Annotated in this window: 20 protein-coding genes; 2 read left to right on the top strand and 18 right to left on the bottom strand. The window is 55.2% G+C overall.

The features are described 5' to 3' along the window. Nucleotides 1–105: 105 nt before the first annotated feature. The 4 genes from NYE24_RS23865 to NYE24_RS23850 all read right to left on the bottom strand — a co-directional run bounded on the left by NYE24_RS23865 (nt 106) and on the right by NYE24_RS23850 (nt 3,486). Entirely contained in the window at nt 106–1,221 is a 1,116-nt protein-coding gene (locus NYE24_RS23865) for a DUF3048 domain-containing protein (protein WP_342476814.1), read from the bottom strand. Between the two features lie 169 nt (nt 1,222–1,390). Further along, nucleotides 1,391–2,167, bottom strand: coding sequence for a class III extradiol ring-cleavage dioxygenase (locus NYE24_RS23860; RefSeq protein ID WP_076158503.1), 777 nt, complete (start codon nt 2,165–2,167; stop codon nt 1,391–1,393). 83 nt (nt 2,168–2,250) lie between these two features. Beyond that, the gene (locus tag NYE24_RS23855) at nt 2,251–3,081 is read right to left on the bottom strand and encodes an alpha/beta fold hydrolase (protein WP_342476813.1); all 831 of its coding nucleotides are present in this window, start codon (nt 3,079–3,081) and stop codon (nt 2,251–2,253) included. A 204-nt stretch (nt 3,082–3,285) separates the two neighbouring features. Then, nucleotides 3,286–3,486, bottom strand: a complete 201-nt coding sequence (locus tag NYE24_RS23850) for a hypothetical protein (RefSeq protein WP_036693270.1) — start codon at nt 3,484–3,486, stop codon at nt 3,286–3,288. A gap of 185 nt (nt 3,487–3,671) precedes the next feature. On the opposite strand from NYE24_RS23850, the gene NYE24_RS23845 reads away from it, so the two are divergent. Together NYE24_RS23845 and NYE24_RS23840 are read left to right on the top strand one after the other, a co-directional pair. After that, nucleotides 3,672–4,334, top strand: coding sequence for a DUF1129 family protein (locus NYE24_RS23845; RefSeq protein ID WP_342476812.1), 663 nt, complete (start codon nt 3,672–3,674; stop codon nt 4,332–4,334). Between the two features lie 41 nt (nt 4,335–4,375). Next, a complete protein-coding gene (locus tag NYE24_RS23840) occupies nt 4,376–5,314 on the top strand; it encodes a hypothetical protein (RefSeq protein WP_342476811.1) in 939 nt (312 codons plus the stop codon). A gap of 94 nt (nt 5,315–5,408) precedes the next feature. On the opposite strand, the gene ilvA is transcribed toward NYE24_RS23840, so the two are convergent. The 14 genes from ilvA to purQ all read right to left on the bottom strand — a co-directional run bounded on the left by ilvA (nt 5,409) and on the right by purQ (nt 22,604). Continuing rightward, on the bottom strand, nt 5,409–6,671 hold the full coding sequence (gene ilvA, locus NYE24_RS23835; protein WP_036693275.1) for a threonine ammonia-lyase IlvA: 1,263 nt from the start codon (nt 6,669–6,671) through the stop codon (nt 5,409–5,411). Nucleotides 6,672–6,868: 197 nt separating this feature from the next. Then, entirely contained in the window at nt 6,869–8,911 is a 2,043-nt protein-coding gene (locus NYE24_RS23830) for a methyl-accepting chemotaxis protein (RefSeq protein WP_342476810.1), read from the bottom strand. A 284-nt stretch (nt 8,912–9,195) separates the two neighbouring features. After that, the gene (locus NYE24_RS23825) at nt 9,196–9,684 is read right to left on the bottom strand and encodes a PadR family transcriptional regulator (RefSeq protein ID WP_256706978.1); all 489 of its coding nucleotides are present in this window, start codon (nt 9,682–9,684) and stop codon (nt 9,196–9,198) included. A gap of 48 nt (nt 9,685–9,732) precedes the next feature. Beyond that, nucleotides 9,733–10,575, bottom strand: a complete 843-nt coding sequence (locus tag NYE24_RS23820) for an NmrA family NAD(P)-binding protein (protein ID WP_341028646.1) — start codon at nt 10,573–10,575, stop codon at nt 9,733–9,735. 277 nt (nt 10,576–10,852) lie between these two features. Then, nucleotides 10,853–12,175, bottom strand: coding sequence for an SEC-C metal-binding domain-containing protein (locus tag NYE24_RS23815; protein WP_341028644.1), 1,323 nt, complete (start codon nt 12,173–12,175; stop codon nt 10,853–10,855). Between the two features lie 307 nt (nt 12,176–12,482). After that, on the bottom strand, nt 12,483–13,748 hold the full coding sequence (gene purD, locus NYE24_RS23810; RefSeq protein WP_341028642.1) for a phosphoribosylamine--glycine ligase: 1,266 nt from the start codon (nt 13,746–13,748) through the stop codon (nt 12,483–12,485). Between the two features lie 23 nt (nt 13,749–13,771). Beyond that, nucleotides 13,772–15,319, bottom strand: a complete 1,548-nt coding sequence (purH, locus tag NYE24_RS23805; protein ID WP_341028640.1) for a bifunctional phosphoribosylaminoimidazolecarboxamide formyltransferase/IMP cyclohydrolase — start codon at nt 15,317–15,319, stop codon at nt 13,772–13,774. Nucleotides 15,320–15,898: 579 nt separating this feature from the next. Then, nucleotides 15,899–16,513, bottom strand: a complete 615-nt coding sequence (purN, locus tag NYE24_RS23800) for a phosphoribosylglycinamide formyltransferase (protein ID WP_036693288.1) — start codon at nt 16,511–16,513, stop codon at nt 15,899–15,901. After that, the gene (gene purM / locus NYE24_RS23795) at nt 16,513–17,553 is read right to left on the bottom strand and encodes a phosphoribosylformylglycinamidine cyclo-ligase (protein ID WP_036693291.1); all 1,041 of its coding nucleotides are present in this window, start codon (nt 17,551–17,553) and stop codon (nt 16,513–16,515) included. The genes purN and purM overlap by 1 nt, the downstream gene beginning before the upstream one ends. Before the next feature lie 230 nt (nt 17,554–17,783). Then, nucleotides 17,784–17,927, bottom strand: a complete 144-nt coding sequence (locus NYE24_RS23790) for a hypothetical protein (RefSeq protein ID WP_342476809.1) — start codon at nt 17,925–17,927, stop codon at nt 17,784–17,786. A gap of 22 nt (nt 17,928–17,949) precedes the next feature. Next, on the bottom strand, nt 17,950–18,072 hold the full coding sequence (locus tag NYE24_RS23785; RefSeq protein WP_342476808.1) for a hypothetical protein: 123 nt from the start codon (nt 18,070–18,072) through the stop codon (nt 17,950–17,952). A 137-nt stretch (nt 18,073–18,209) separates the two neighbouring features. Continuing rightward, a complete protein-coding gene (gene purF / locus NYE24_RS23780) occupies nt 18,210–19,706 on the bottom strand; it encodes an amidophosphoribosyltransferase (protein ID WP_036693294.1) in 1,497 nt (498 codons plus the stop codon). Continuing rightward, the gene (gene purL / locus NYE24_RS23775) at nt 19,691–21,937 is read right to left on the bottom strand and encodes a phosphoribosylformylglycinamidine synthase subunit PurL (protein WP_036693297.1); all 2,247 of its coding nucleotides are present in this window, start codon (nt 21,935–21,937) and stop codon (nt 19,691–19,693) included. The genes purF and purL overlap by 16 nt, the downstream gene beginning before the upstream one ends. Further along, nucleotides 21,915–22,604, bottom strand: a complete 690-nt coding sequence (gene purQ / locus NYE24_RS23770; RefSeq protein WP_036693302.1) for a phosphoribosylformylglycinamidine synthase subunit PurQ — start codon at nt 22,602–22,604, stop codon at nt 21,915–21,917. Before purQ ends, purL begins: the two co-directional genes overlap by 23 nt. Between the last annotated feature and the right edge of the window lies 1 nt (nt 22,605).

Here is a 22,605-nt window from a genome sequence, read left to right as displayed (position 1 = left end):
CGACAGAAGGGATAGAAGACAAAAAACCGAACTTTTTTACACTATAATAACAATTCCCTGTAATCACGAAAATAATCATCCGAACATTCGATTCTCCAGCTGAACTTAGAGGGATGCAGGCGCCAGCGCATATTCGACATGACTGCTGAACGAGGGGCTGTTCGGGACAATCAGAATATGGGTGATTCCCGGGAACATCAGCGCCTCCTTGCCGTCCTTCTTCACGAACCGGATGACGTCTCCGGGGCTGCGCGACCATTTGCCCTTAATCGCTACGCCGCGCTGTAACAGCACTGCTTCTCCCCCCAGCTCCGTATCCACCTGCAGCCGGCCGACATCGTCAAGCACCTTATGGTCCGAACCCATCACGATGATGTTCGCCGCTTCCACCGGACGGTTATTATTCAGATCCAGATGCGGCTTGCCGTTCACCAGGCGGGCATACGTACGCTGCTCTGCATTATATTGGTACCCGACATTGTAGCTCTTCAGCAGGAAGTTCACACTCAGCGCAAGCGCCGGGGTGCCCTCCACAGGAATGTAATCCGGATCATTGAAAAGAAAACCAGGGACCTTCACGCTCTCCGCATACCCCAGCTTCCCGGCACCCTCCCGCAGCTTGGCGGCATTGCTGTACAGGTTATGCGGGGCCTTGCGTTCCTTGTCCCGCCAGAAGTAAGCTCCCGCGCGTCCGATTTCGTCCATATCCGCCTTCTTCTGCCGTTGCAGAATGGCATAAGCGTCCGGACTGCCTCCGGCATGCACTGTTATGCCGCCGTAGCTCTCGCCGATATCGAGCAGATATGGGCGGATACTGCGGATCGGCCCGATCTTCACCACGCCGGCATGACTCTGAAAGATACCGATCAACCGGGTAATCCCGCCCTCGGCCAGCACCTCGTACAGAATATCCGCCTCGCTGATCCCGGACTGTGGACGGGCCGCCGGGGCATTATTAATCATGACCGCGAGCGGCCGGGGCAGGCTCCCCTCTTCAGATACCAGGCCCGTTAAGCCGGAGATCGCTCCGGCGGCAGGCTCAGGGGCCGGGGTCTGCGCCACCTCTGTCGGCTGTGGCTCCAGGGTAGGCGCTGCTGTTGGTACAGATGTTTGTACAGGTACAGGGTTGGCTTGCTCATTACTGCAGGCAGAGAGCAGCACGGCGGCAAGGACCAGAGCATATACAGGACGGGATACAGAACGGTTCATCGATATAGACACGTTGTTCCTCCTAATCATAAGTTACAGCTTGCTTCTCTCGATGCTCTTCTGTGAAACTCGCTTCCTTCATTTAATCATAGCTGGCAGAGTTTGTCTTGAGTCAAGTGAAAACGGCAGCAGAAAAAGGGTACAGCCCTTATAGCAGCTGTACCCTCTATTCATTCCTATATTAGTCAAGCATCCAGCAGTTCAGGCTGAGCGTACCGTATTGGTAGGCCTGAATCATTAGCTGTGCCCGTCTGCCTTCATCGGCTGCACCCATTGCGTAGAAGAGCGGGATAAAATGTTCTTTGCCGTAGGCAGGTACGGCCTCTCTCACATGTGGCGCTTGCTTCTCATACGCATACAGGGAGCGAAGATCCCAGGCCGCAAGCCGCTCTGCAATCCACCCGTCGAAGTCAATCGCCCATTGCTCCGGCTGATCCTTTTGCTTCAGCAGTCTGAGGTTATGAACCAGACCGCCGCTGCCGATCAGGAGAACGCCTTCCTCGCGCAACGGAGCAAGCATCCGTCCGATGTTGTACTGCTCCTCAGGCGAGCGGAGCGAATCCACGGATAAGGCCACGACCGGAATATCCGCCTGCGGGAACATGGTGCTCAGGATGACCCAGGCGCCATGATCCAGCCCCCGTCCCAGCACGGGCTGATGGGGCAGATTACTATTCTTGAACAGTTCCGAAATACGGCTGCTGAGTGCGGGATCACCTGGAGCAGGATAACTCAGCTGATACATCTCTTCCGGGAACCCGTAGAAATCATGCTGCGCTTCATGCTGTGTGTCCACTGTAATCAGCTGCTCTGGACTGTCCCAATGAGCTGAGAAGATCACAATGCCGCGGGGCTTCCCCAGATCCGAACCCAGCCGCTGCAGGAAACGCGTGTAGTCGTTATCCTCAAGTACCAGCAGCGGGGAGCCGTGCGCAATGAAAAAGGCCGGTAATTTCATAGGGTAAGAGCCTCCATTTCCGGTATGGTCTGCCCCTTTATTTTACAGCTAATTCCCAGCCATTGCGAGTGCCGTTACCGCTCCTATATCATCCAGTTCTGCCATTCCTCCTGCAGATGCTCCTGCTGGTTCATCCAGTCCCGGGTGCGCTTCAGCACCTGCTCCTGCGCCGGACCCGAAGAGAAGGTATGATCGCCCTGGAAAATAATCTCCTTGTCGCACCGTCCTTCCGGCCGGGTCCAGAACAGCTTCTGGTAGAGGAATGCATAGTCCACAGGAATCACATCATCGGAAGTTCCGTGAATGACCAGCACATCACCGCTGAACTTTCCGGCCTCTTGGAACGGCTGGAAAGCGGCCAGGGAATTGAAGTATACCGGAGTGAACGAATAGCCGGCATAATCTGAGCAGCCGCTCTTCACCGACCGGTCGAACGTTTCCCTGCCGACAATCTTGACGATATCATTGAAGGGATAGCCGACAGCCGACCACAGTACAAGATTCTTCACCCGCCGGTCACGGACACCGGTCAGCAGCGCCACCGCACCGCCCAGACTATGCCCGATCAGCGTTACACGCTGCGGGTCCACATCGGCCGAGCCGATGCCGTAATCCAGCACTGCCCGGGTCTGCCCGATCATCGACTCCATATCCTCACTGCCGTAATCGCCGCTGCTCTCTCCGCAGCCTGCATAGTCGAAACGGATTACCATATAGCCATCCTGCGCCAGCTCCCGGGCTGCCTTGACGAAGATCCGGTCGACACCGATCCGGCTGCCCACGAAGCCGTGGCAGATCACTGCAAGCGGCACCCGGTTCTTGCACCGTCCTGTCCCTGCCCGGTCTGCGGCCGGATAATGTATGCTCGCTGTCAGTTCCTCTCCGTTATGCCGGATGATGATATTCCGTTCCATTGCGGCGTCCTCCCCTGAATGGCTAATTTATTTTAAATTATAATAATTCCGATTAACTTAGTATGATTAATAAGTCTATTATAATATCTGTGCTAATTTGTTGTCAATATGCATGAAGCCCGCAGCTTTCATCAGCTCTTCAGGAGAAAAGGCCCCTTCCACTCCCTTAGGAGCAAAAGAGGCCCATCTCTGCTTAGGCATCACTCAGTCATAGCTGTCGTGAAACATGTCGTGTGTCTCCTGCCGGCCTTCCCAATCTCCAAGCCCGTTCTCCTGGTCCTGGCCCGCAGCATCCCATAGGCTGAAGCCGTCAGAATTGCCCCAGTCCCCCACATCATTAGTAGGTGCAGGCGCGGTGCCGCCGTTCACAGCCTTGCCGGGTTCCTGCTTGTTGTCCTGTTCCATAACGCTCCCTGCCTTCCCTCTAGCTATAGTTGGTGAAGCCACCACCTCTTCAGTGTTTACTCTTCCAAAAGGATTATTCAGACCTTCGTGAACGAACGTTGTCCTTGCACACGGCTGGTGCACAAACGTATACTCTAGGTTGAAGGTATCCTGATCACTCAATGCTGGAGGTATAGGTCCACACTATGAAAGTCAAAGCTATGATTAAGCAGAACAACCTGCTGCGGGAGCAGATGACACCGTCTAACCGCTCTTATTTCGAAGATATGATTCTGGCGATGCGCGCCAGTTCAGTAGATGCTGTACGTGCAGAGGAGCTGCTGCTGGAGGCGGCCGCGCTGCTGCTGAAGGGACAAGCCAAGGGGAAGAACGCCAAGCAGGTTTTTGGCGAGAAGCCCGGTGATTATTTCAAGGACGTGATGGACAGTGCCCCGCCGCGTGCACCGCGCAGCCGGCTGAAGAACTCCCTGATGATCTCCTGGTCCGCTCTGACCCTGCTGTTCGGGACGATGGGCATTGCCGGTCTGATTACACAGTGGAGCGACGGTCCGCACGAACTCTTCGGCCAGCTTAGCCTGTTCACGCTGGTCGTTGTCGGCGCAGGCTCCATCGTGCTGGTTGAGCTTATTATGAAATGGATGGCCTCCCTCTCGGAGGACGACAGTCCGAAGCCCAAGACCTTCGATATTAAGGCCTTGGGCATCTATATTGGAATTGCCGTGATTGCGGTATTCGCCGGCCTATTCCTCGATAATCTGTTCCCGGTGATTCCGGTCTCGCCCTGGGTCAGTCTGGCTCTGGCCGCTGCCGGAGGTCTAGGGCTGAAATTCATATTCTTCCCATCTTAGAGGCTGTATCCCACATCCATTCCACACAGGAGGAGACTCGAATGAAAAAGCATACCGTTCTATCCGCCGCTATCGCCCTGCTCATGGGGCTTCAGGCAGGAGCAGCCGTCCCGGCCGGTGCCGAAGGCAGCGGAAGCAGCCGGACAGGCACTTCCGGTGCAGCTGCAAGCGCTAAGACCGCCAGCCATGCAGAAGCGGTCTATAAGGCCGCGCTGCCGCTGCTGTCCAGCGGTAACCTGCCGGGCTCCATTTCCTATATGAAGACGAAGCTGTATGCAGTCACGCCGTATCAGGCGACTGTACTGACGCTGAAGCTGGAGAACCTGCATAAGGCGCTGCTCCCCTCCTGGGAGAAGAAATTCAGCAGCAGCGAGGTCCAGCGGAAGCTCCTCACCGTGTACAGAGGAGGAGTCAGCATGGAGAAGCTGGCTGAGAGTACGGATAATGCCACCCTACGCGCCCTGCTGCAAAGTGCGGGAGAGAGCGGGTACAAGCTGGATACCGCCGAGGGCAGCTTTTACCCGGTGATTGATTATGCGGCTTACCGCAAATATAAGCCTTATGTAACGGAGGATATCAGCAGCTATATTTCCATTATGGCGGCTGAGTCCGATCTGCCTCCTTCCAAGGATAACGGGCTGATCATTGCCTGGGGCGAGGTGGCCGACCGTGCGTTGACCCAGGAGCAATTCATCCAGACCTATCCCAAATCCAACCGGGTGCAGGCCGTCAAGAAGCTGTATGACCAGTATGCTGTGAACACCTTCTACGGCCAGAACAACACTCCGCTCTTCCATTACGATAATCTGGAGATGGATCTGGAGGCGCAGAAGGCCTACACCGGCATCCTGGCCAAGAACAGCAGCACAAGCGCCTTCCTGCAGAAGCTTGAGGGCTTCATGAAGCTGATGAAGAGTAACGGCTACCTGCTGGATGACGCGGCTGAGCAGTATCTGAAGAGTGAGGTGCCTCAGCCGTAGGCAGTTCAATTGAATTCCATACAACGCAAAACAGCCCCGTCCAGACTTTGCTGGGCGGGGCTTACTTTGTCTATATGCAGCTTCTCGCCGCACCTCAGATCAGCATACTGAACAGATTAACATCCTTGTTGATCTCCACGTAATCAACGCCCTTCTGCTTCATCCGCTCAATCAGCGGGGCGTAGGCATCGGTGGACATCAGCTCAATGCCGACCAGGGCCGGGCCGTTCTCCTTCTCATTCTTCTTCGTGTACTCGAACCGGGTGATATCATCGTCCGGTCCGACCACCTCGGTCAGGAACTCGCGCAGGGCACCCGCGCGCTGCGGGAAGTTGACCATGAAGTAATGCTTAAGACCCTCATAGATCAGGGAACGCTCCTTGATCTCCTGCATCCGGTCAATATCGTTGTTGCCGCCGCTGACGATGCAGACCACGCTTTTGCCGCGGATCTGATCACGGTACATGTCCAGTGCAGCAATGGGGAGGGAACCGGCAGGCTCCACCACAATGGCGTTCTCGTTATACAGCTCCAGAATAGTGGTACACGCCTTCCCCTCCGGCACCTTCACCACATCATCCAGAAGCTTCGAGCAGATATCGAAGGTCAGGCCGCCGACACGCTTCACCGCCGCGCCATCCACGAACTTGTTGATCTCCTTCAGGGTGATTACCTCGCCGCTCTGCATGGCCTCACTCATTGAAGCCGCGCCGCTAGGCTCCACACCGATCACCTTAGTTGCCGGACTCACCGTTTTGATATAGGTGGCTACACCGGCTGCCAGCCCGCCGCCGCCGATGGTGACGAACACGAAGTCCGCAGGCTTGTCCAGATTCTCCATTACCTCCATGGCTATGGTACCGTTGCCGGCAATAATACGCGGCTCATCGAACGGGTGAATCAGGGTCATGCTATAGTCTATGCAAGCCTGCAGCGCTTCATCATAAGCATCATCGAAGGTATCCCCCTTCAGAATCACCTCAACGAATTCGCCGCCGAAGCGCCGGACCTGCTTAATCTTCTGATTAGGAGTAGTGCTCGGCATGAATATCTTGCCTTTGATGCCGAGTGCCTTGCAGGAATAAGCCACGCCCTGGGCATGATTTCCCGCACTGGCGCAGACGATGCCCTTGGCTCTGTCTTCGTCAGACAGACTGCGGATCATATTATAGGCCCCCCGGATTTTGAAGGAGCGTACAATCTGCAGATCCTCACGTTTCAAGTACACATTACAGCCGTATTTGGCCGACAATACCGCATCCAGCTGGAGCGGCGTACGGACGATAACCTCCCGCAGCACATGGTGTGCGCGTACAATATCTTCCATTCCTACGATCCGGTTTTCGCCTTCTCTCATGTTTTTCCCGCCTCACTGTCTCTTTCTTATCGTTTCGCTTCTTGTAACATACTCTTCCAAGGACTTTTTTTCAACCCTTGTCCTCTCCACACACCATAACATCCACTGAGAGTGGAATGGTGACCAGCAGCCCCCCGCCGATAAGCAAGAGGGAGGTCCGGCATCTACCTGCCGGACCTCCCTCTCACCAGAACCCTTTATACCTTAAACCTTGACACCGCACTCAGCAGCTGCGCCGAGCTATGCTTGATCTCCTCCATCTCCGCTACGATGCTGCCCGACCGCCCGATGATCTGCTCCGCTCCGGCAGCGATGACTCCCGCTCCTTCCGCCCCCTCATTCGTCGCACTGCCAGTCTCGCTGATCGCAGTGAGCATGCTCTGGATGGAAGCGAGCAGCTCTTCCGAAGTGGCGCTGAAGTCCGTCACCAGCTCCTCGATATACCGGGCATCCTCACTGTACCGCTCTCCGGTCTCCTGCATGGCATCATAGTCCTTCTTCACCTGGCTGTCCATGAAGCCCAGCATACTCTCCGCAGCCTCCACAAGATTGGACACCGCCTCGATTACCGCCCCGGTCACTCCCTGAATCTCAGTCACCGTCTCACGCGAGTTGTCCGCGAGCTTACGGATCTCCTCCGCCACTACAGCGAACCCCCGGCCGGCTTCTCCGGCCCTGGCCGCCTCAATTGAAGCATTCAGCGATAACAGGTTGGTCTGGGCGGCGATCTCCAGAATGGCTCCTGTAAGCGCGCTGATCTGCGAGATTGATCCCGACTGTTCAATGGCTGTGCGCAGCTTCTCTTCACTAAGTCCGTACACGGTATCCGCCTGTGTGCGGGATTCCCAGGCTCTCTCCTTCAGCCGCTCCGCCCGTACGTTAATTTCTCCGGCGGCTTCCGCCCCCTCCTGGGCTTTGCGGGCAATCCCGTGGATCGCCGCCTCGATCTGGGTTGTACTGGCGTTCATCTCCTCCATTGAGGCGGCGGTCTGCTGCAAGCCTGCCGACAGCTCCTCCGTAACCCCCGAGATATCGGTGATGCTGCCGTCCAGCACGAATACGTTCTGCTCTGTATTCCCCACCGCTCCCGAGATACTCTGCGAGCTGTGCAAGATCTCCTGAATCAGTGACTGCTGCGAGGCGATCATATCGTTGAAGCCCTCAGCCAGCACCCCGATCTCGCCTCCCGCGGTCACCCTTGCCCTTACCGACAAGTCTCCGTCCTTCGCCTGCCCGAACGCAGCCGTGAGGAGCGGAATCTGCTTCAGGATGCTGCTTGAGACCAGATACAGCAGGACAGACAGCACCGCAATCGAAGCCATAATAGAGAGGAAGAAAATCAGCGCGAAGCGCTTCAGCTCCAGCTCCGCATGCTTCTGTGGTACGATCAGCGCGACCGACCACTGGTTAGCCACAGCCGGTGAATAGGATACATAGCTGGGTTCGCCGTCAATGTCCGTCCGGATGACATTAGAACCCCATTGCAGCATTTTATCGCCAACAATCTTCCACGATCCACCCAGGTCAGCCATCTTCTTCAGCAGGATATGATCCGGATTAGGATGGTAGATGAACGTCCCTGTCTCATCAATCAGCACGGCATAGCCGCTGCCCTTATAATTAAAAGCGCCCAGCGCCGCTGTAATCTGCTCTATCGAAATATCTGCACTCGCCACACCGATCAGCTTGCCCGAATCATCAAGCAGCGGGGTGCTGACACTAACGACCATTTTGCCCGACCCGGCATCAATATAAGGATTGGTAATCGTAACACGCTTGTTCGCAGCCGCAGCGGAATACCAGCTTCGCTCCTTCAGCACGTAGTCTGCCGGAGGCTCGAATTCATCCTGGGTAATCACCTTGTTCACCGCATCCAGACCTATGTATACATTGAGCAGATTCTTATTGTTGTTCTTGATTAGGTTCAGCGTCTCGATCAGCTCCGCGTACCCGTCCGTAGTCTTCAGCATCTGCGCATCCTTCACCCTCAGAATGAAGTCGCGGAGGTAGGCGTTGGCATTGAGCAGCGCCACACTATCCACAGCAGGCTGCAGCAGGTCATTGACCTGCACCCCGATCTCCCCTTTCTCATACGTCAGTGAGCTCTTCAGCCCGTCCACGATAAGCTGCTTGGCATTGCTGTAGATCACTGCAGACACCGCCATGAAAATAACCACCACAGACAGAATCACTGACAAAAACAGCTTGCCGCGAATCCCCATATTCCTTAATGCTTTCATAGAACTCCCCCATCCCCATGTCAATAGACTCAGGCCCTAAGCTCTACCTGCGGCTATTCTCTGTCTTTTCGACTTATTTCTGCAAAAAATCCCCTTATCCCTTTACCGTTTCTCCGTAAGCTGTGAAAAAACTGTGACCATGTCAGGTATTTTCTCATGATTATCCTGTTAACCACCTGATTCTTCCTCATTTCCACTTGTTCATGTCAGGTTTGTCGCACAAAAAATACTCCCTTTCTCTGCTGTATTCAGCAAACAAAAGGGAGTATGAGGAGTACACCGTCCTACCGTTCCAGCAGCTCCTGAAACCATTTCAGGTTCAATTCATGGTGGGCTCTGACATTATTCATCATCGATTTGGCCGTATCGTAGATCTTATCTTGCTTGGCATCCAGCACATGGTCAATTTCAGCAATTTTGCGCCGTGTCTGCTCCATCTGCACCGCTACAGCCGCCTTGAATTGTTCAGGATCATATTGGTGGGCGAACAGCGTTGTCATGTAAAAGGCTAACGTAATATCGTCCGTCTGCAGCGAATATTTGGCCATCAGTGCTTTGAAATGCTCGTCGCCCTGCGGTGTGATCTCGTAGATATATTGCTCAGGATAGTTGTTCACGCTAACGACCTCCACCAGCCGGACCCAACCTTCCCCCGCTAACTTCTGCAGGTTGTAATAGAGCGATCCCTTCGTCATATGAACAAGGTAACGGTAATCCCGTTCTTTGAAGACACTGAGCAATTCATAAGCGCTGGATTGTCCGCAATCCTTCAGCAGACCCAGTATAAGTAAGGGTATAATAGTGAATTCCTCTTTCTGTATTTATTGAAAATCACCGAGATGCTCCGCGATCCATTCTCTGAACGTATAAGGCTCCCGGCCAAGAATCGTCAGCACCGTGTCCGTCACGGCGAGCTTATGCTTCAGGCTATACTCCCAGTCCTGAACTCTAAGGGTAATGTACTCTTCAGCGATATACTTGCTCATATAAGAACGGAAGTCCCCGATCGTCTGCTCCTCCAGTTGAATGGATTGTCCAAGCTGCTTGGAGATTTCGGTCAATATGTTCCGCTGGCTAAGAATATTTGCTCCTGTGAGCGTCAAGACCTGCCCGGAGAATCTGTCAAAATCCGCTGCAACCTCACTGATCACTTCGGCAATATCTGCTTCATGCACACTGGCCAGCTTTGCCTCCAGAGCCGGTAGCCGGATCGTCCCCTTATTGTATCTAAAAAGGTCCCTCCAGTAAACGGTATTATGCATGAAGGCCTCGGCCCGGATATACACATACCGAAAGCCATACGCCTGAATCTGCTCCTCGACCTTCTTATGTTTCATAGCGTTCTCATTGTAACCGGCATCCGAGCGGTTGATCGACGCTGAGGATAAGAACACGATGTTCCGTACACCCTTGTCCCGGGCAGCCTGCAGAATTTCTTCGGCATCATCCAGCAGGATCAGGAATAAGGTCTCCACGCCTCGCAGACTGTCTGACCAGGCACTGCAATCCTTAATATCGCCAGTGACGATAGTCATTTGATCGCTCTGATCGCTTATCAGTTTCTCCGGTGTCCGGGTGAGGGCTTTGAAATTGACATCCTTAGACTTGAGGGAATGTACAACCCGATTTCCGACCGTTCCAGTTGCTCCAGTAATAAATAACATTAGGAGGACCTCTTTTCAGATAGTTTAGTCTAATTAGACTACACATCATAATATAGTCTAATTAGACTATATTGGCAAGGGGATTTATACGTAGCCCAATCCCAACGCCAATGTGGTCGGTTTTTCGATTACATTCGCCCATCCACCTGCGCCACTCCCCAATGTGTTCGTTTTTGGCATACATAGGCGGTGTGAGATGAAATCAAGGAGGTCACGCCTAATCTCCATAAAAAAACACAGCCCCGGAGGACTGTGTCTGGTATTTCATCTATAGTGTCTATTGCTTCAGCATCCACTTAAGCAGATCCGGCAGGCTCGCCCACAAGCGCGAGTGCATAATTACATATTCAATCGCTTCATTGGGATCACCCATACCGACAAAATCCGGAAGATTATGCGGCAGCCGCTTCACGCCCAGCAGGTAATCCGGCACATGCTTGTTCACTCCGCGGGCTATGCGGTAGAGCATTTTGAGCTGCGAGGTAATCCCGTTCTTCTTGAACTCCAGTACAATCCGGTCATAGGCAAAAGCCGCCGCCGCATCCTCTTCACCGTAGTTCTTAATAATCCGCTCTGCCTCTTCAAGCTGGTTGCTATACAGGTATACAGCAGTCAGCAGATAGCGGGCACCGGTATTATCATCCTGATTAAGCTCCAGAATATGCTCCAGCATCTCTGTTGCTTCCTCCGCCTTACCGCCGAACCAGCAGGATTCCGCGTAGCTCTGGCAGATACGGATATAAGGACGGGTCTCATATAGCCCCCAGAAGAACCCTTTATGCTTCGTAAAATAAGACTCGCCCAGCTCCCGTCTGCCTGCGGCGATTCCCGCCTTCAGCAGCTCCCGCGCGTCATCCTCATTCTCCGTTTCCTCGGCGAGAATAAGGTAGGCTTCCGGGCTGTCCGGATAGAGCTCCAGCGCCTTCTCCGCCAGCTGGACCCGGCGCTTCGCAGAGGTTGCCTCCATGGCTTGGGCCAGAAGGGTCTGTGCCTTCTCCTGCGGAGTTTCCGCTCCGTTCAGCGCCATCAATTCATCCGCTTCCCCGGTCATGCCGTATTCCTCGACATAGTTATAGATCTCTTTAACCTTGCGGGAGATCGTGGCCGTAGTAACCGCGTATTTGTCCGCCAGCTCCGCCTGCGACAGCATGAAGCCGTATTCCTCGGACAGCAGGTATTCGATTGCCGCACAGAAGGAGCCTGTCTTCTTCACGGCCGGCTTGGTCTGGCGGGAGAAACCGTTCCACAGCAGCAGTGCTTCCAGAATCAGCTCCCGGTCATACTGCTCTCTCATGTGCTCGATCAGCTCCAGCGCCAGCTGTTCATGGGCCGGATGCTCCCAGTTCAGCTCCTTCGCCACCATCTTCTTCAGCTTGGGCAGCGTTAGCTTGCCCGCAGCAGGGGCAGCACTTACCGTAGCCGGCTGTTCCTCGTGCACGATTACGCCGGGTATGGTTACAGGCGCTTGCGCCGCTGCATCCCCTGCGGTAACCAGCCGCAGCATTGACTGGGCTGCCGCTCTGTCTTTCTCCATGCAGCATTTCTTATATTTGTTCCCGCTTCCACACGGGCATAAGTCGTTTCTTCCTACCTTACTCAAAACTAATTCCCCCTTAAATCAGTAACTGTACATCCGCATAAGCATCGCTTTTATTGTACTATTATAACATTCGTTATGGAATTGCAAGTGGAAACGGCTGTGCCGTCCTTTTAGGGACGGTACCGTTTCGGCGAGAATAGAAGGATAATGTATAGCGTGAAACATATGAATTTCTCTATTTTAAAAAAGGCCTTTCCTTAGAAAGGAAAGACCCTTTATCTGTATATATCCGCACATTTTCCCCCGTACGAGTTGTATTATAGCACTTCTCCTACAACTTGTCAGTCCTTTTTTTGGGACTTTCTCCTCAGACCAGTGCCTTCATTGCGATATCACTGCGGTTCTGTTTACCCGCAAACGTAATAGTCTCCGCACTGGCATAGGCCGATGTACGTGCTTCGGCAATGGTTGCCCCCAGGCCTACCACCCCAAGCACACGGCCGCCGGTGGTCACCCAGCCTCCGTCTTCACTGCGTGCGGTTCCGGCATGGAAGACCAGCGCAGAGCTGCTGTCTTCCAGCCCGCTGATCGGTACTCCCTTCGGGTAAGGCCCGGGATACCCCTCCGAGGCCAGGACCACGCAGACTGCCGCCTCTTCGCTCCACTCAATCGGAATATCGGCGAGTCTGCCTTCGGTCACAGCCAGGAAGATCTCCAGCAGATCGCTTCGCAGCCGGGGAAGAACCACCTGGGTCTCCGGGTCCCCGAAGCGGGCATTGAACTCAATCGTCTTCGGTCTGCCGTCCGGCGAGATCATTAGTCCCGCGAACAGCACTCCGCTGAAGGGCCGCCCCTCAGCCACCATCGCTCTGGCTGTCGGCTCAATAATCGTCTCCACCGCTTCACGGATGATCGCTTCATCGATATGCGGCAGCGGGGAATACGTCCCCATGCCTCCCGTATTAGGTCCTTTATCGCCGTCGAATACAGGCTTATGGTCCTGAGCCGCAGCCATCGGCCGCACCGTTTCGCCATCCACGAACGCCAGAATCGACATTTCCTGCCCGGCAAGGAACTCCTCAATGACTACCTGCGCCCCTGCTTCCCCGAAGACCTTGTCGACCATGATCTCCTGAAGGGCCTGCTCCGCCTCCTCCGGGGAATATGCCACGGTTACCCCTTTGCCTGCGGCCAGGCCGTCCGCCTTGATGACAATCGGCAGCTCCTGGCTCCGCAGATAAGACAGGGCTGTCTCATAATCGCTGAATTTCTCATATGCGGCTGTCGGAATGCTGTATTTATGCAGCAGATCCTTCATGAAGGTCTTGCTGCCCTCAATCTCTGCGGCATTCTTCCGCGGGCCGAATACAGGAATATCCTGGGCTTCGAAGGCATCCACAATGCCTGCAGCGAGCGGATCATCCGGTCCGATGACTACCAGGCCCACCTTCTTCTCCTTCGCAAAAGCGGTCAGCTTATCGAACTCGAAGACGCCGATCGGCACACATTCCGCAAGCTGCGCAATCCCGGCATTGCCGGGGGCGCAGTAGATTTTACCGGCACGGGGACTGCGGGACAAGCTCCAGATGATCGCATGCTCTCGTCCGCCGCCGCCGACTACTAAAATATCCATAAGGCTCTGATCCTCCCAGCGTGCTAGTGTTTGAAGTGGCGTACGCCGGTGAAGACCATGGCAATGCCGTATTCATTGGCAACCTTAACCGATTCCTCGTCCTTGATCGAGCCTCCCGGCTGAATAACTGCCGTAATGCCCGCCTTCGCAGCCATTTCCAGTGTATCGCCCATCGGGAAGAAGGCGTCTGATGCCAGCACAGCACCCTTTGCTTTCTCGCCTGCTTGTTCAATGGCAATCTTGGCCGCACCGACACGGTTCATCTGTCCTGCACCTACACCGACTGTCATATCGTCAGCCGCAAGCACAATGGCATTGGACTTCACATGCTTCACGACCTTCCAGCCGAACAACAGCTGCTTCAGCTCTTCTTCCGTAGGCTTGCGGTTAGTTACAACTTGCAATTCCTCAGGATTCACAGAGTGTACATCGCTCTCCTGCACCACCATTCCACCTTCAACGGAGGTAACCACAAAGCTGCTCTTGCGGGATGAAGCGGTGCTGAGGTTGCCCAGTTTAAGCAGGCGGATATTCTTTTTCTTCGTCAGGATCTCCAGCGCTTCTTCTGTGAAGCCCGGGGCCAGGACGATTTCGAGGAAAATATCCTTCAGCAGATTAGCCGTGTCCGCATCAATAATCCGGTTGGCTGCCACAATTCCGCCGAAGATGGAGGTAGGGTCCGCATTGTACGCTTTTTGATATGCTTCATAGACACTTGTGCCCACGCCGACTCCGCAAGGATTCATATGCTTCACGGCTACAACGGCAGGCTCTTCGAACTCTTTGACAATCTGGAGCGCCGCGTTCGCGTCATTGATATTGTTGTAGGACAGCTCTTTGCCGTGCAGCTGCTCAGCAGCCGTCAGCGTATCCTGTGCAGCCAGCGGCTTGCGGTAGAACGCAGCCTTCTGATGCGGGTTCTCCCCGTAGCGCAGATCCTGGATTTTCTCATAAGTGACCGTATAGCGCTCCGGCAGCGGTTCACCGGTGACATTCGCCAGATAATCGGCAATCAGGGCGTCGTAAGCCGCCGTATGGCGGAAGACTTTGGCCGCAAGACGTTTGCGGGTTGCAAGGGTTGTATCTCCACCGGCGCGTACTTCTTCAAGCACATTCGCATAGTCAGCCGCATCGACCACCACACTAACAAACGCATGGTTCTTCGCCGCAGAACGCAGCATCGTCGGTCCGCCGATATCGATATTCTCGATAGCCTCTTCATAAGACACATCCGGCTTGGCAATCGTCTCCGCGAACGGATACAAATTCACCACGACAAGGTCGATGTAATCAAGGCCAAGCTCATTCATCTGACGGGTATGCTCTTCGTTGTCACGAACGGCCAGCAGGCCGCTGTGTACGGCTGGATGTAAGGTTTTGACGCGTCCGTCCATGATCTCAGGGAAGCCGGTAACATCAGAGATGCCAATGACCGGAACGCCTTCCTTCGCGAGAAGTGTGCTGGTGCCGCCTGTGGAGATAATTTCTACGCCTAATGCAGACAACTCGCGGCAAAAATCCACGATGCCCTGTTTGTCCGATACGCTGACCAGCGCTCTCTTGATACTCACTTTGAATAGTCCTCCTCTGGATTCTCGCTAGATTATTAGGGTGTTGTAAGAGTTACTTGATGAATCGGCTGCTCTTGAAGACGGCTTGTACCCACTCATTGGCGCAGCTGATTTAGTTGGATTTTTGTCATCTAATTCCGGCGGGGAAGCACGTAGCGGGGCAGTAGTTGGAAAATACACACCTAAATGACGCCAGATAAGGTCAATCATTCGATTGGGGCCGGATTAGCTGTACTTTTTCCACTTATGCTCCGTTCACCGCATATATCAGCCAGATTAGATGGAGAAAATCCACCTGTTCCAGCAGCTTAGCTTATTGAGTTGGGAATACTGAACCTTTAAATCAAATGATCCCCGTGCCTATGAATGTTTGCCGGATGAACTCCGGATGATTACAGCAACGAATCCTGTAGAACAAACTATTAATTTAGAATTCCCTGGTGTTTCTGTCCTGATATTTGTGCTTCTGTCCTTATGCCAGCAAACCTGTATTTTCGCAATTTCCGGCCATGCCGCCAGAGCTTCCGTCAATTTCTGACGCCTCAGCAGTATTTCCCGAGAAATATACAGCTACTTCTATTAATCGCCAATGGTCGCCATTCTTCCGTTCAATTCTACTTTTCCGGCGGCAAAAGCACTCACTACCTCAGGATACAGCGCGTATTCCACCTGATGGATACGTGCAGCCAGCGATTCAGCGGTATCTCCAGACTGGACCTCCACGCTGCGCTGGGCAATCACCGGTCCGGTATCCATGCCTCCATCGACAAAATGCACGGTCACGCCTGTCAGCTTCACGCCATACTCCAGCGCCTGCCCGATCGCGTCCTTCCCGGCAAAAGCCGGCAGCAGCGAAGGATGAATGTTGATGATCCGTCCGGCATACGGTGTGAGCAGAACAGGGGAGATTAGCCGCATATAACCGGCCAGCACCACCAGTCCGATGTTCCGGCGCTGCAATTCAGCCACAATCGCGGCCTCGTACTGCTCCCGGCCCGCGAAGTCCTTCGGCCGCAACAGCAGAGCAGGAATTCCTGCCTCCTCTGCCCGCTGTGCTACAGGCGCTTCCGGTTTATCCGAGACCAGCAGCTCTATGCTGCCTCCGCCCAGCCTGCCCTCCCGCTGTGCCTGGACCAGTGCAGCGAAATTGCTGCCCGTTCCGGAGGCAAAGACAGCGATTCGGCTCCACTCCATCAGACTTCAGCTCCCGTGAAGGTAACAATGCGCTCTCCTTCAGTAACCGTGCCGATCCGGTAAGCCTCTTCCCCGCTGGCCTTAAGCAGTTCCAGCGCACGCTCTCCGTCCGCTTCCGCCACTACCAGCACCAGCCCCACGCCCATATTGAACGTTGTGAACATGTCGCGGTTGCTGACCTGCCCCTTACTCTGCATCAAGCTGAAGACAGGCTGGATCGGCCAGGAGCCGTAGTTGATCTCTACATTCACATGCTCCGGTAATACGCGCGGAATGTTCTCGATGAACCCGCCGCCGGTAATATGGGCCATGCCCTTGACCGGAAGCTGTTCCAGCAGAGCGAGTAGCGGCTTCACGTAGATCCGGGTTGGGGCCAGCAGAACGTCCACCAGCGGCGCTCCCAGCTCCGGCACAACCTCATCTAAGCCGTAACCGTCTTCCTCCAGCAAAAGCTTGCGCACCAGCGAGAAGCCATTGCTGTGAATCCCGCTCGAAGCCAGCCCGATAACTGTGTCTCCTGGAGCAATATCTGATCCGGTTACCAGCTTCGCCTTATCGGCCACACCTACGGTGAATCCGGCGATATCATATTCGCCAGCTGCATACATGCCCGGCATCTCGGCGGTCTCGCCGCCGATCAGGGCGCAGCCCGCCTGATGACAGCCTTCCGCGATCCCGGCTACGATGGCTTCGATCTTCTCCGGCACGACCTTATCGCAGGCCAGATAATCGAGGAAGAACAGCGGCTCAGCACCCTGTACCACGATGTCATTCACGCACATGGCGACAGCATCGATGCCAATCGTGTCGTGGCGGTCAGCCGCGAACGCGATTTTCAGCTTCGTGCCCACACCATCTGTTCCCGACACGAGAACCGGCTCTTCGTACTTGTCCTTATTCAGGCCGAACAGGGCGCCGAAGCCGCCCAGCTCCGTCATCACTTCCGGACGGTATGTGCGCTTCACATGCTTTTTCATGCGTTCTACTGCTTCATTGCCAGCCGCAATATCCACTCCGGCTTTCTTGTACGCTTCTGACACTTCTCAACACCTCATTTAGATTAGTTTAGAGCGCGGGTTCGGGGCGGCAGGGATTTGAAATGATAGGGTCGTTATAGTCGTCATTACAAAGAATATTTGGACTTCCGGCCGCTGTTATGGCCCGATTTCCTGATTGATACCGCTATTTGCGGTAGAAATCGGGCCATAAAGGCGGACGCTACCGCTCCTACAGTTCCAAAATTCCTCTCCATGACTCACACCACCGCAGTTCAAACCTCTGCCGCAAGCCGAAGCTTCGCGCCTTGCACAGCGGCAAGGGGGCGGCGCTGGGCTTCGCACAGCGCCTCCTTAGGCGACCGGTCCCCCGTTTTTGCGTTAGCAAACAGGACGGGGGTGGGAGCTCTTCTCCGCACGGGGCGAAGCCGTGCGGGCTTCTTAGGCGACAGAATCTCCGGATTTGCGCAGCAAATAGGACAGATTCTGGAGCCAGTGGGCCCAGCGGGCCGCAGGCCGCCGGGGGGCAGCACCGCATAAGCGCGTCCCGTCCGTGCGCAGCACATAGGGACAAAGCGGGCACCCGCACCCAAGCCTCCTTAGCAAGTTTAGAGCAGAAACAGACCACCAAACTTCCGGAATCCCCCTTCGCAAGGGGAACTTAGGGGGATGAGCCCCACAGTGTTAGGCGGATGTTCCGCCTAACACGAGCATCCGTCCTTCTCTTCCCCGCCGAAATCCACCTGCGTCGGGTAATCATTGTCGAAGCAAGACAGGCATAGGCCGCCTTTATAGTCGTCACTATTATAGCCGCCGATGGACTGGATCAGCCCCTCGGGAGAGAGGAACGCCAGGGAATCAGCGTTGATCTCCTCACACATCTCGGCGATGGTCTTGTAAGAGGCAATCAGCTCCCGGCGGTCCGGGGTATCAATGCCATAGAAGCACGGATTCTTGAACGGCGGCGATGTAATCCGCACGTGGACCTCTAAGGCTCCGGCTTCGCGCAGCAGGTTGACGATCCGGCGTGAGGTGGTACCTCGCACGATCGAATCGTCGATCATCACTACACGCTGGCCTTCCACGACGCGGCGTACCGCGCTGAGCTTCATCTTGACGCCCTGCTCACGCAGTTCCTGGCTGGGCTGGATGAACGTGCGGCCGGTATACTTGTTCTTGATCAGCCCCAGCTCGTACGGGATGCCCGTCTGCTCGGCATAGCCGATGGCGGCGGAGATACTGGAATCCGGCACGCCGGTGACAATATCCGCATCCACGAAGGCTTCGAGCGCCATACGGCTGCCCATCCGCTTGCGGGCGGAGTGCAGGTTGGAGCCGTTCAGGTCGCTGTCCGGGCGGGCGAAGTAGATGTACTCCATCGCGCACAGCGCTTTGCGCTTAGGCTCTGCGAAGCGTTCTTCACGGAAACCGTTCTGGTCCAGCACCAGCAGCTCGCCGGGCTCGATATCACGCACCAGCTCGGCGCCGATCACTTCGAGCGCACAGGATTCAGAAGCGAAGACATAGGCTTCGCCCAGGCGCCCCATTACAAGCGGACGAAGTCCGTGGGTATCTGAGGCGACAATCAGCTTGTCATTGGTCATCAAGAGGAAGGCGAATCCGCCGACCAGTTGCGACAAGGCATCCTTCGTCGCTTCGACAAAATCCTTCTGTGAACGTGCAATCAGATGCGCCAGCACCTCGGTATCACTAGTCGTCTGGAAGATCGAGCCGCCCTGCTCCAGCTGCTTGCGGATCAGCGGTTCGTTAACGATATTGCCGTTCGTGGCAATCGCCAGATCACCGTCACGGTATTTGAAGACCAGCGGCTGCGCATTGGTCAGCCGGCTGTCTCCGCTGGTGGAGTACCGCACATGGCCGATGGACATGTCTCCCACCAGTGAAGCGATTTTGTCTTTATCGAAAACTTCTTTCACCAGGCCCATGCCGCGGTGATAGTTGAAGTCGCGCCCATCCGCCACGCAGATGCCCGCGCTCTCTTCTCCCCGGTGCTGCAGAGCATGCAGGCCATAATAGGACATGGAGGCGGCCTCCGGGTGTCCGAAGACCCCGAAGACGCCGCATTCTTCTTTTAACGTATCAAAAATATCTCCCGAGCCCGTTCCTTCATTGTAAAAGTCGCCGGTCCACAGGATAGGGGTTTCCTGCTTGTTCCCGGTCTTTATTTCATCAGACATGGAATAGCATCCTCCCAAATGGTCTTGAGTTCGGTAACAGCTTCATCCAGTGCAGACGAGCCGTCCAGTGTAACGCGCAGGCGCTCTCCGCCCACGGTTCCAATGATCTCTACAGGCACGCCGTATGCGGCAACTGCCGCCTTCAGCTCCTCTGCATGCTCAGGCGCGGAAGTCAGGATAATACGGGACTGGCTCTCGCTGAACAGCGCCACATCTGGGCGTAATCCGCCCGCAGACAGTTCGATATTCGCGCCGATGCTGCCGCTGATGCAGCTCTCTGCCAGTGCTCCGGCCAGACCGCCTTCAGACAGGTCATGCGCCGAGCGCACCCGACCGCTGCGGATGGCAGCGAGTACGGCATCCAGCAGCTTGCGCTCTGTCGCCAAGTCCAGCGCCGGCGGACGGCCTTCGGTCACGCCGTGAACGGCATACTGGAATTCACTGCCGCCCAGCTCTGCCTTCGTCACGCCCAGCAGCAGTACAGCATCGCCTTCCTGCTTGAAGGCCTGGGTTGTAATGTGATCCGTATCTTCAATGAGACCGACCATGCCAACAACAGGTGTCGGGTAGATGGACCCGGAGGCATTCTCGTTATACAGGCTGACATTCCCGCCGATAACCGGCGTATCCAGCACCCGGCAAGCTTCCGCCATACCGTCTACCGCCCGTTCCATCTGCCAGAAGATCTCCGGCTTCTCCGGACTTCCGAAGTTCAGGTTGTCCGTAATCGCCAGCGGCTGGGCACCGGAGCAGACGATGTTGCGCGCCGCTTCGCTGACAGCAATGCGTCCGCCCACTTCAGGGTCCAGATAGACATAACGGCCGTTGCAGTCAGTCGTCATGGCCAGACCTTTGCGGGTGCCATGAATGGTTACCACTGCCGCATCGGAACCCGGACGAACCGCAGTACTGGTGCGTACCATGTAATCATATTGGTTGTACACCCATGCTTTGCTTGCTACCGTAGGCGAACCCAGTACGGTACGCAAAGCGCCGCCCAGATCGGTAACTTCTTCATAACGGAGCGTATCTACCGAGGCATTCTCCTCATAATAAGCAGGAACTGCCGATGGTTTGTTATAAATAGGGCATTCATCCACCAGCGCCTTCACCGGCATATCGCCTACTACTTCACCGTGATGGAACAGCTTCAGGCGGCCGTCATCGGTCACCTTACCCACCTTGCGGCAGATGACGCCCCAACGATCGAAGATTTCCTGGGCCTGAGCCTCATCCTTAGGCTCCACCACGAACAGCATCCGCTCCTGGGATTCCGAGAGCATCATCTCATACGGGGTCATCCCGTCTTCACGCTGCGGCACCTGATCCAGATAGAGCTCCAGACCGTTGCCTGCCTTGCTCGCCATTTCCGCGCTGGAGCAGGTCAGTCCGGCTGCGCCCATATCCTGAATGCCGAGGACGATGCCGCTGTCGATCAGCTCCAGGCAGGATTCCATTACCAGCTTCTCCATGAACGGATCGCCGACCTGAACCGCTGTCTTCTTAGCTTCGGATTCTTCGCTCAGTTCCACAGAGGCAAAGGTCGCACCGTGAATCCCGTCACGGCCAGTAGGCGGACCTACGTAGAAGACAGGGTTGCCCACCCCTTTGGCAACGCCGCGCTGGATTTTGTCATGATCAATCAGACCGACACACATCGCGTTCACCAGCGGATTACCGTCATAGCTGTTGTCGAACATAATTTCCCCGCCGACAGTAGGGATGCCGATACAGTTGCCGTAGCCTGCAATCCCGGACACGACATGCTCGAACAGGTATTTAACCCGGTCACTTTCCAGCTTCCCGAAGCGCAAGGAGTTCAGCAAGGCCACCGGTCTTGCTCCCATGGAGAAAATATCGCGGATAATCCCGCCCACTCCGGTCGCCGCGCCCTGATAAGGCTCTACCGCCGACGGATGGTTGTGGCTTTCGATTTTGAAGACAACGGCCTGGTTATCACCGATGTCCACGATGCCCGCGCCTTCACCCGGTCCCATCAGCACCTTCGGTCCGCTTGTCGGGAAACGGCTCAGCAGCGGCTTGGAGTTCTTATATGCACAGTGCTCAGACCACATGACGCTGAACACACCGATTTCTGTATAGTTGGGCTTACGTCCCATGAAGGAGGTAATGAGCTCATATTCGCTGTCTGATACACCGAACTGACTGTAGATTTTCTGCTCCGCGATCTGCTCTGCGGTCGGCTCCTTAGCGGATACTTGCTGCGTCATAACGATCCCTCCATGTCTTGAGAATGGATGTGAACATCCGTTTGCCGTCTTCCGATCCCAGCAGGCTATTCGCTGCACGCTCCGGGTGAGGCATCATGCCGACTACATTGCCCGCCCTATTACTGACTCCGGCAATATCGGCCACCGAACCGTTCGGGTTGTCACTGTAGGTGAATACGATCTGGTTATTCGCTTGAAGCTCTGCGAGCGTCTCTTCATCACAATAGTAATTGCCTTCGCCATGCGCGATAGGGATGACGATCTCTTCATCCTTCGCATAGTCAATAGTAAACGGGGTTGTGTTATTAATGACCTTAAGCACCGTGTCATGACAACGGAACTTCATCGACATGTTGCGGCGCAGCGCGCCCGGCAGGAGACCCGCTTCAGTCAGAATCTGGAACCCGTTGCAGATGCCAAGCACGAATTTGCCTTGCTCTGCCGCCTTAGCCACTTCAGCCATTACCGGAGCGAACCGGGAGATTGCGCCGCAGCGCAGATAGTCACCATAAGAGAAGCCGCCTGGCACGAGGATGCAGTCATACGCCGACAGGTCTGTCGCTGTATGCCATACATAATCTACTGGTTCGCCGAGGCTGTCTTCTACTGCCTTGTAGCAGTCAATGTCACAATTGGAGCCTGGAAAGACAAGTACAGCAAATTTCATG

The organism is Paenibacillus sp. FSL H7-0350, from assembly GCF_038593195.1.
GTDB lineage: Bacteria > Bacillota > Bacilli > Paenibacillales > Paenibacillaceae > Paenibacillus_AQ.
Note: the sequence above shows the minus strand (reverse complement) of the source record. Positions and strands in the feature narration are given on the sequence as shown.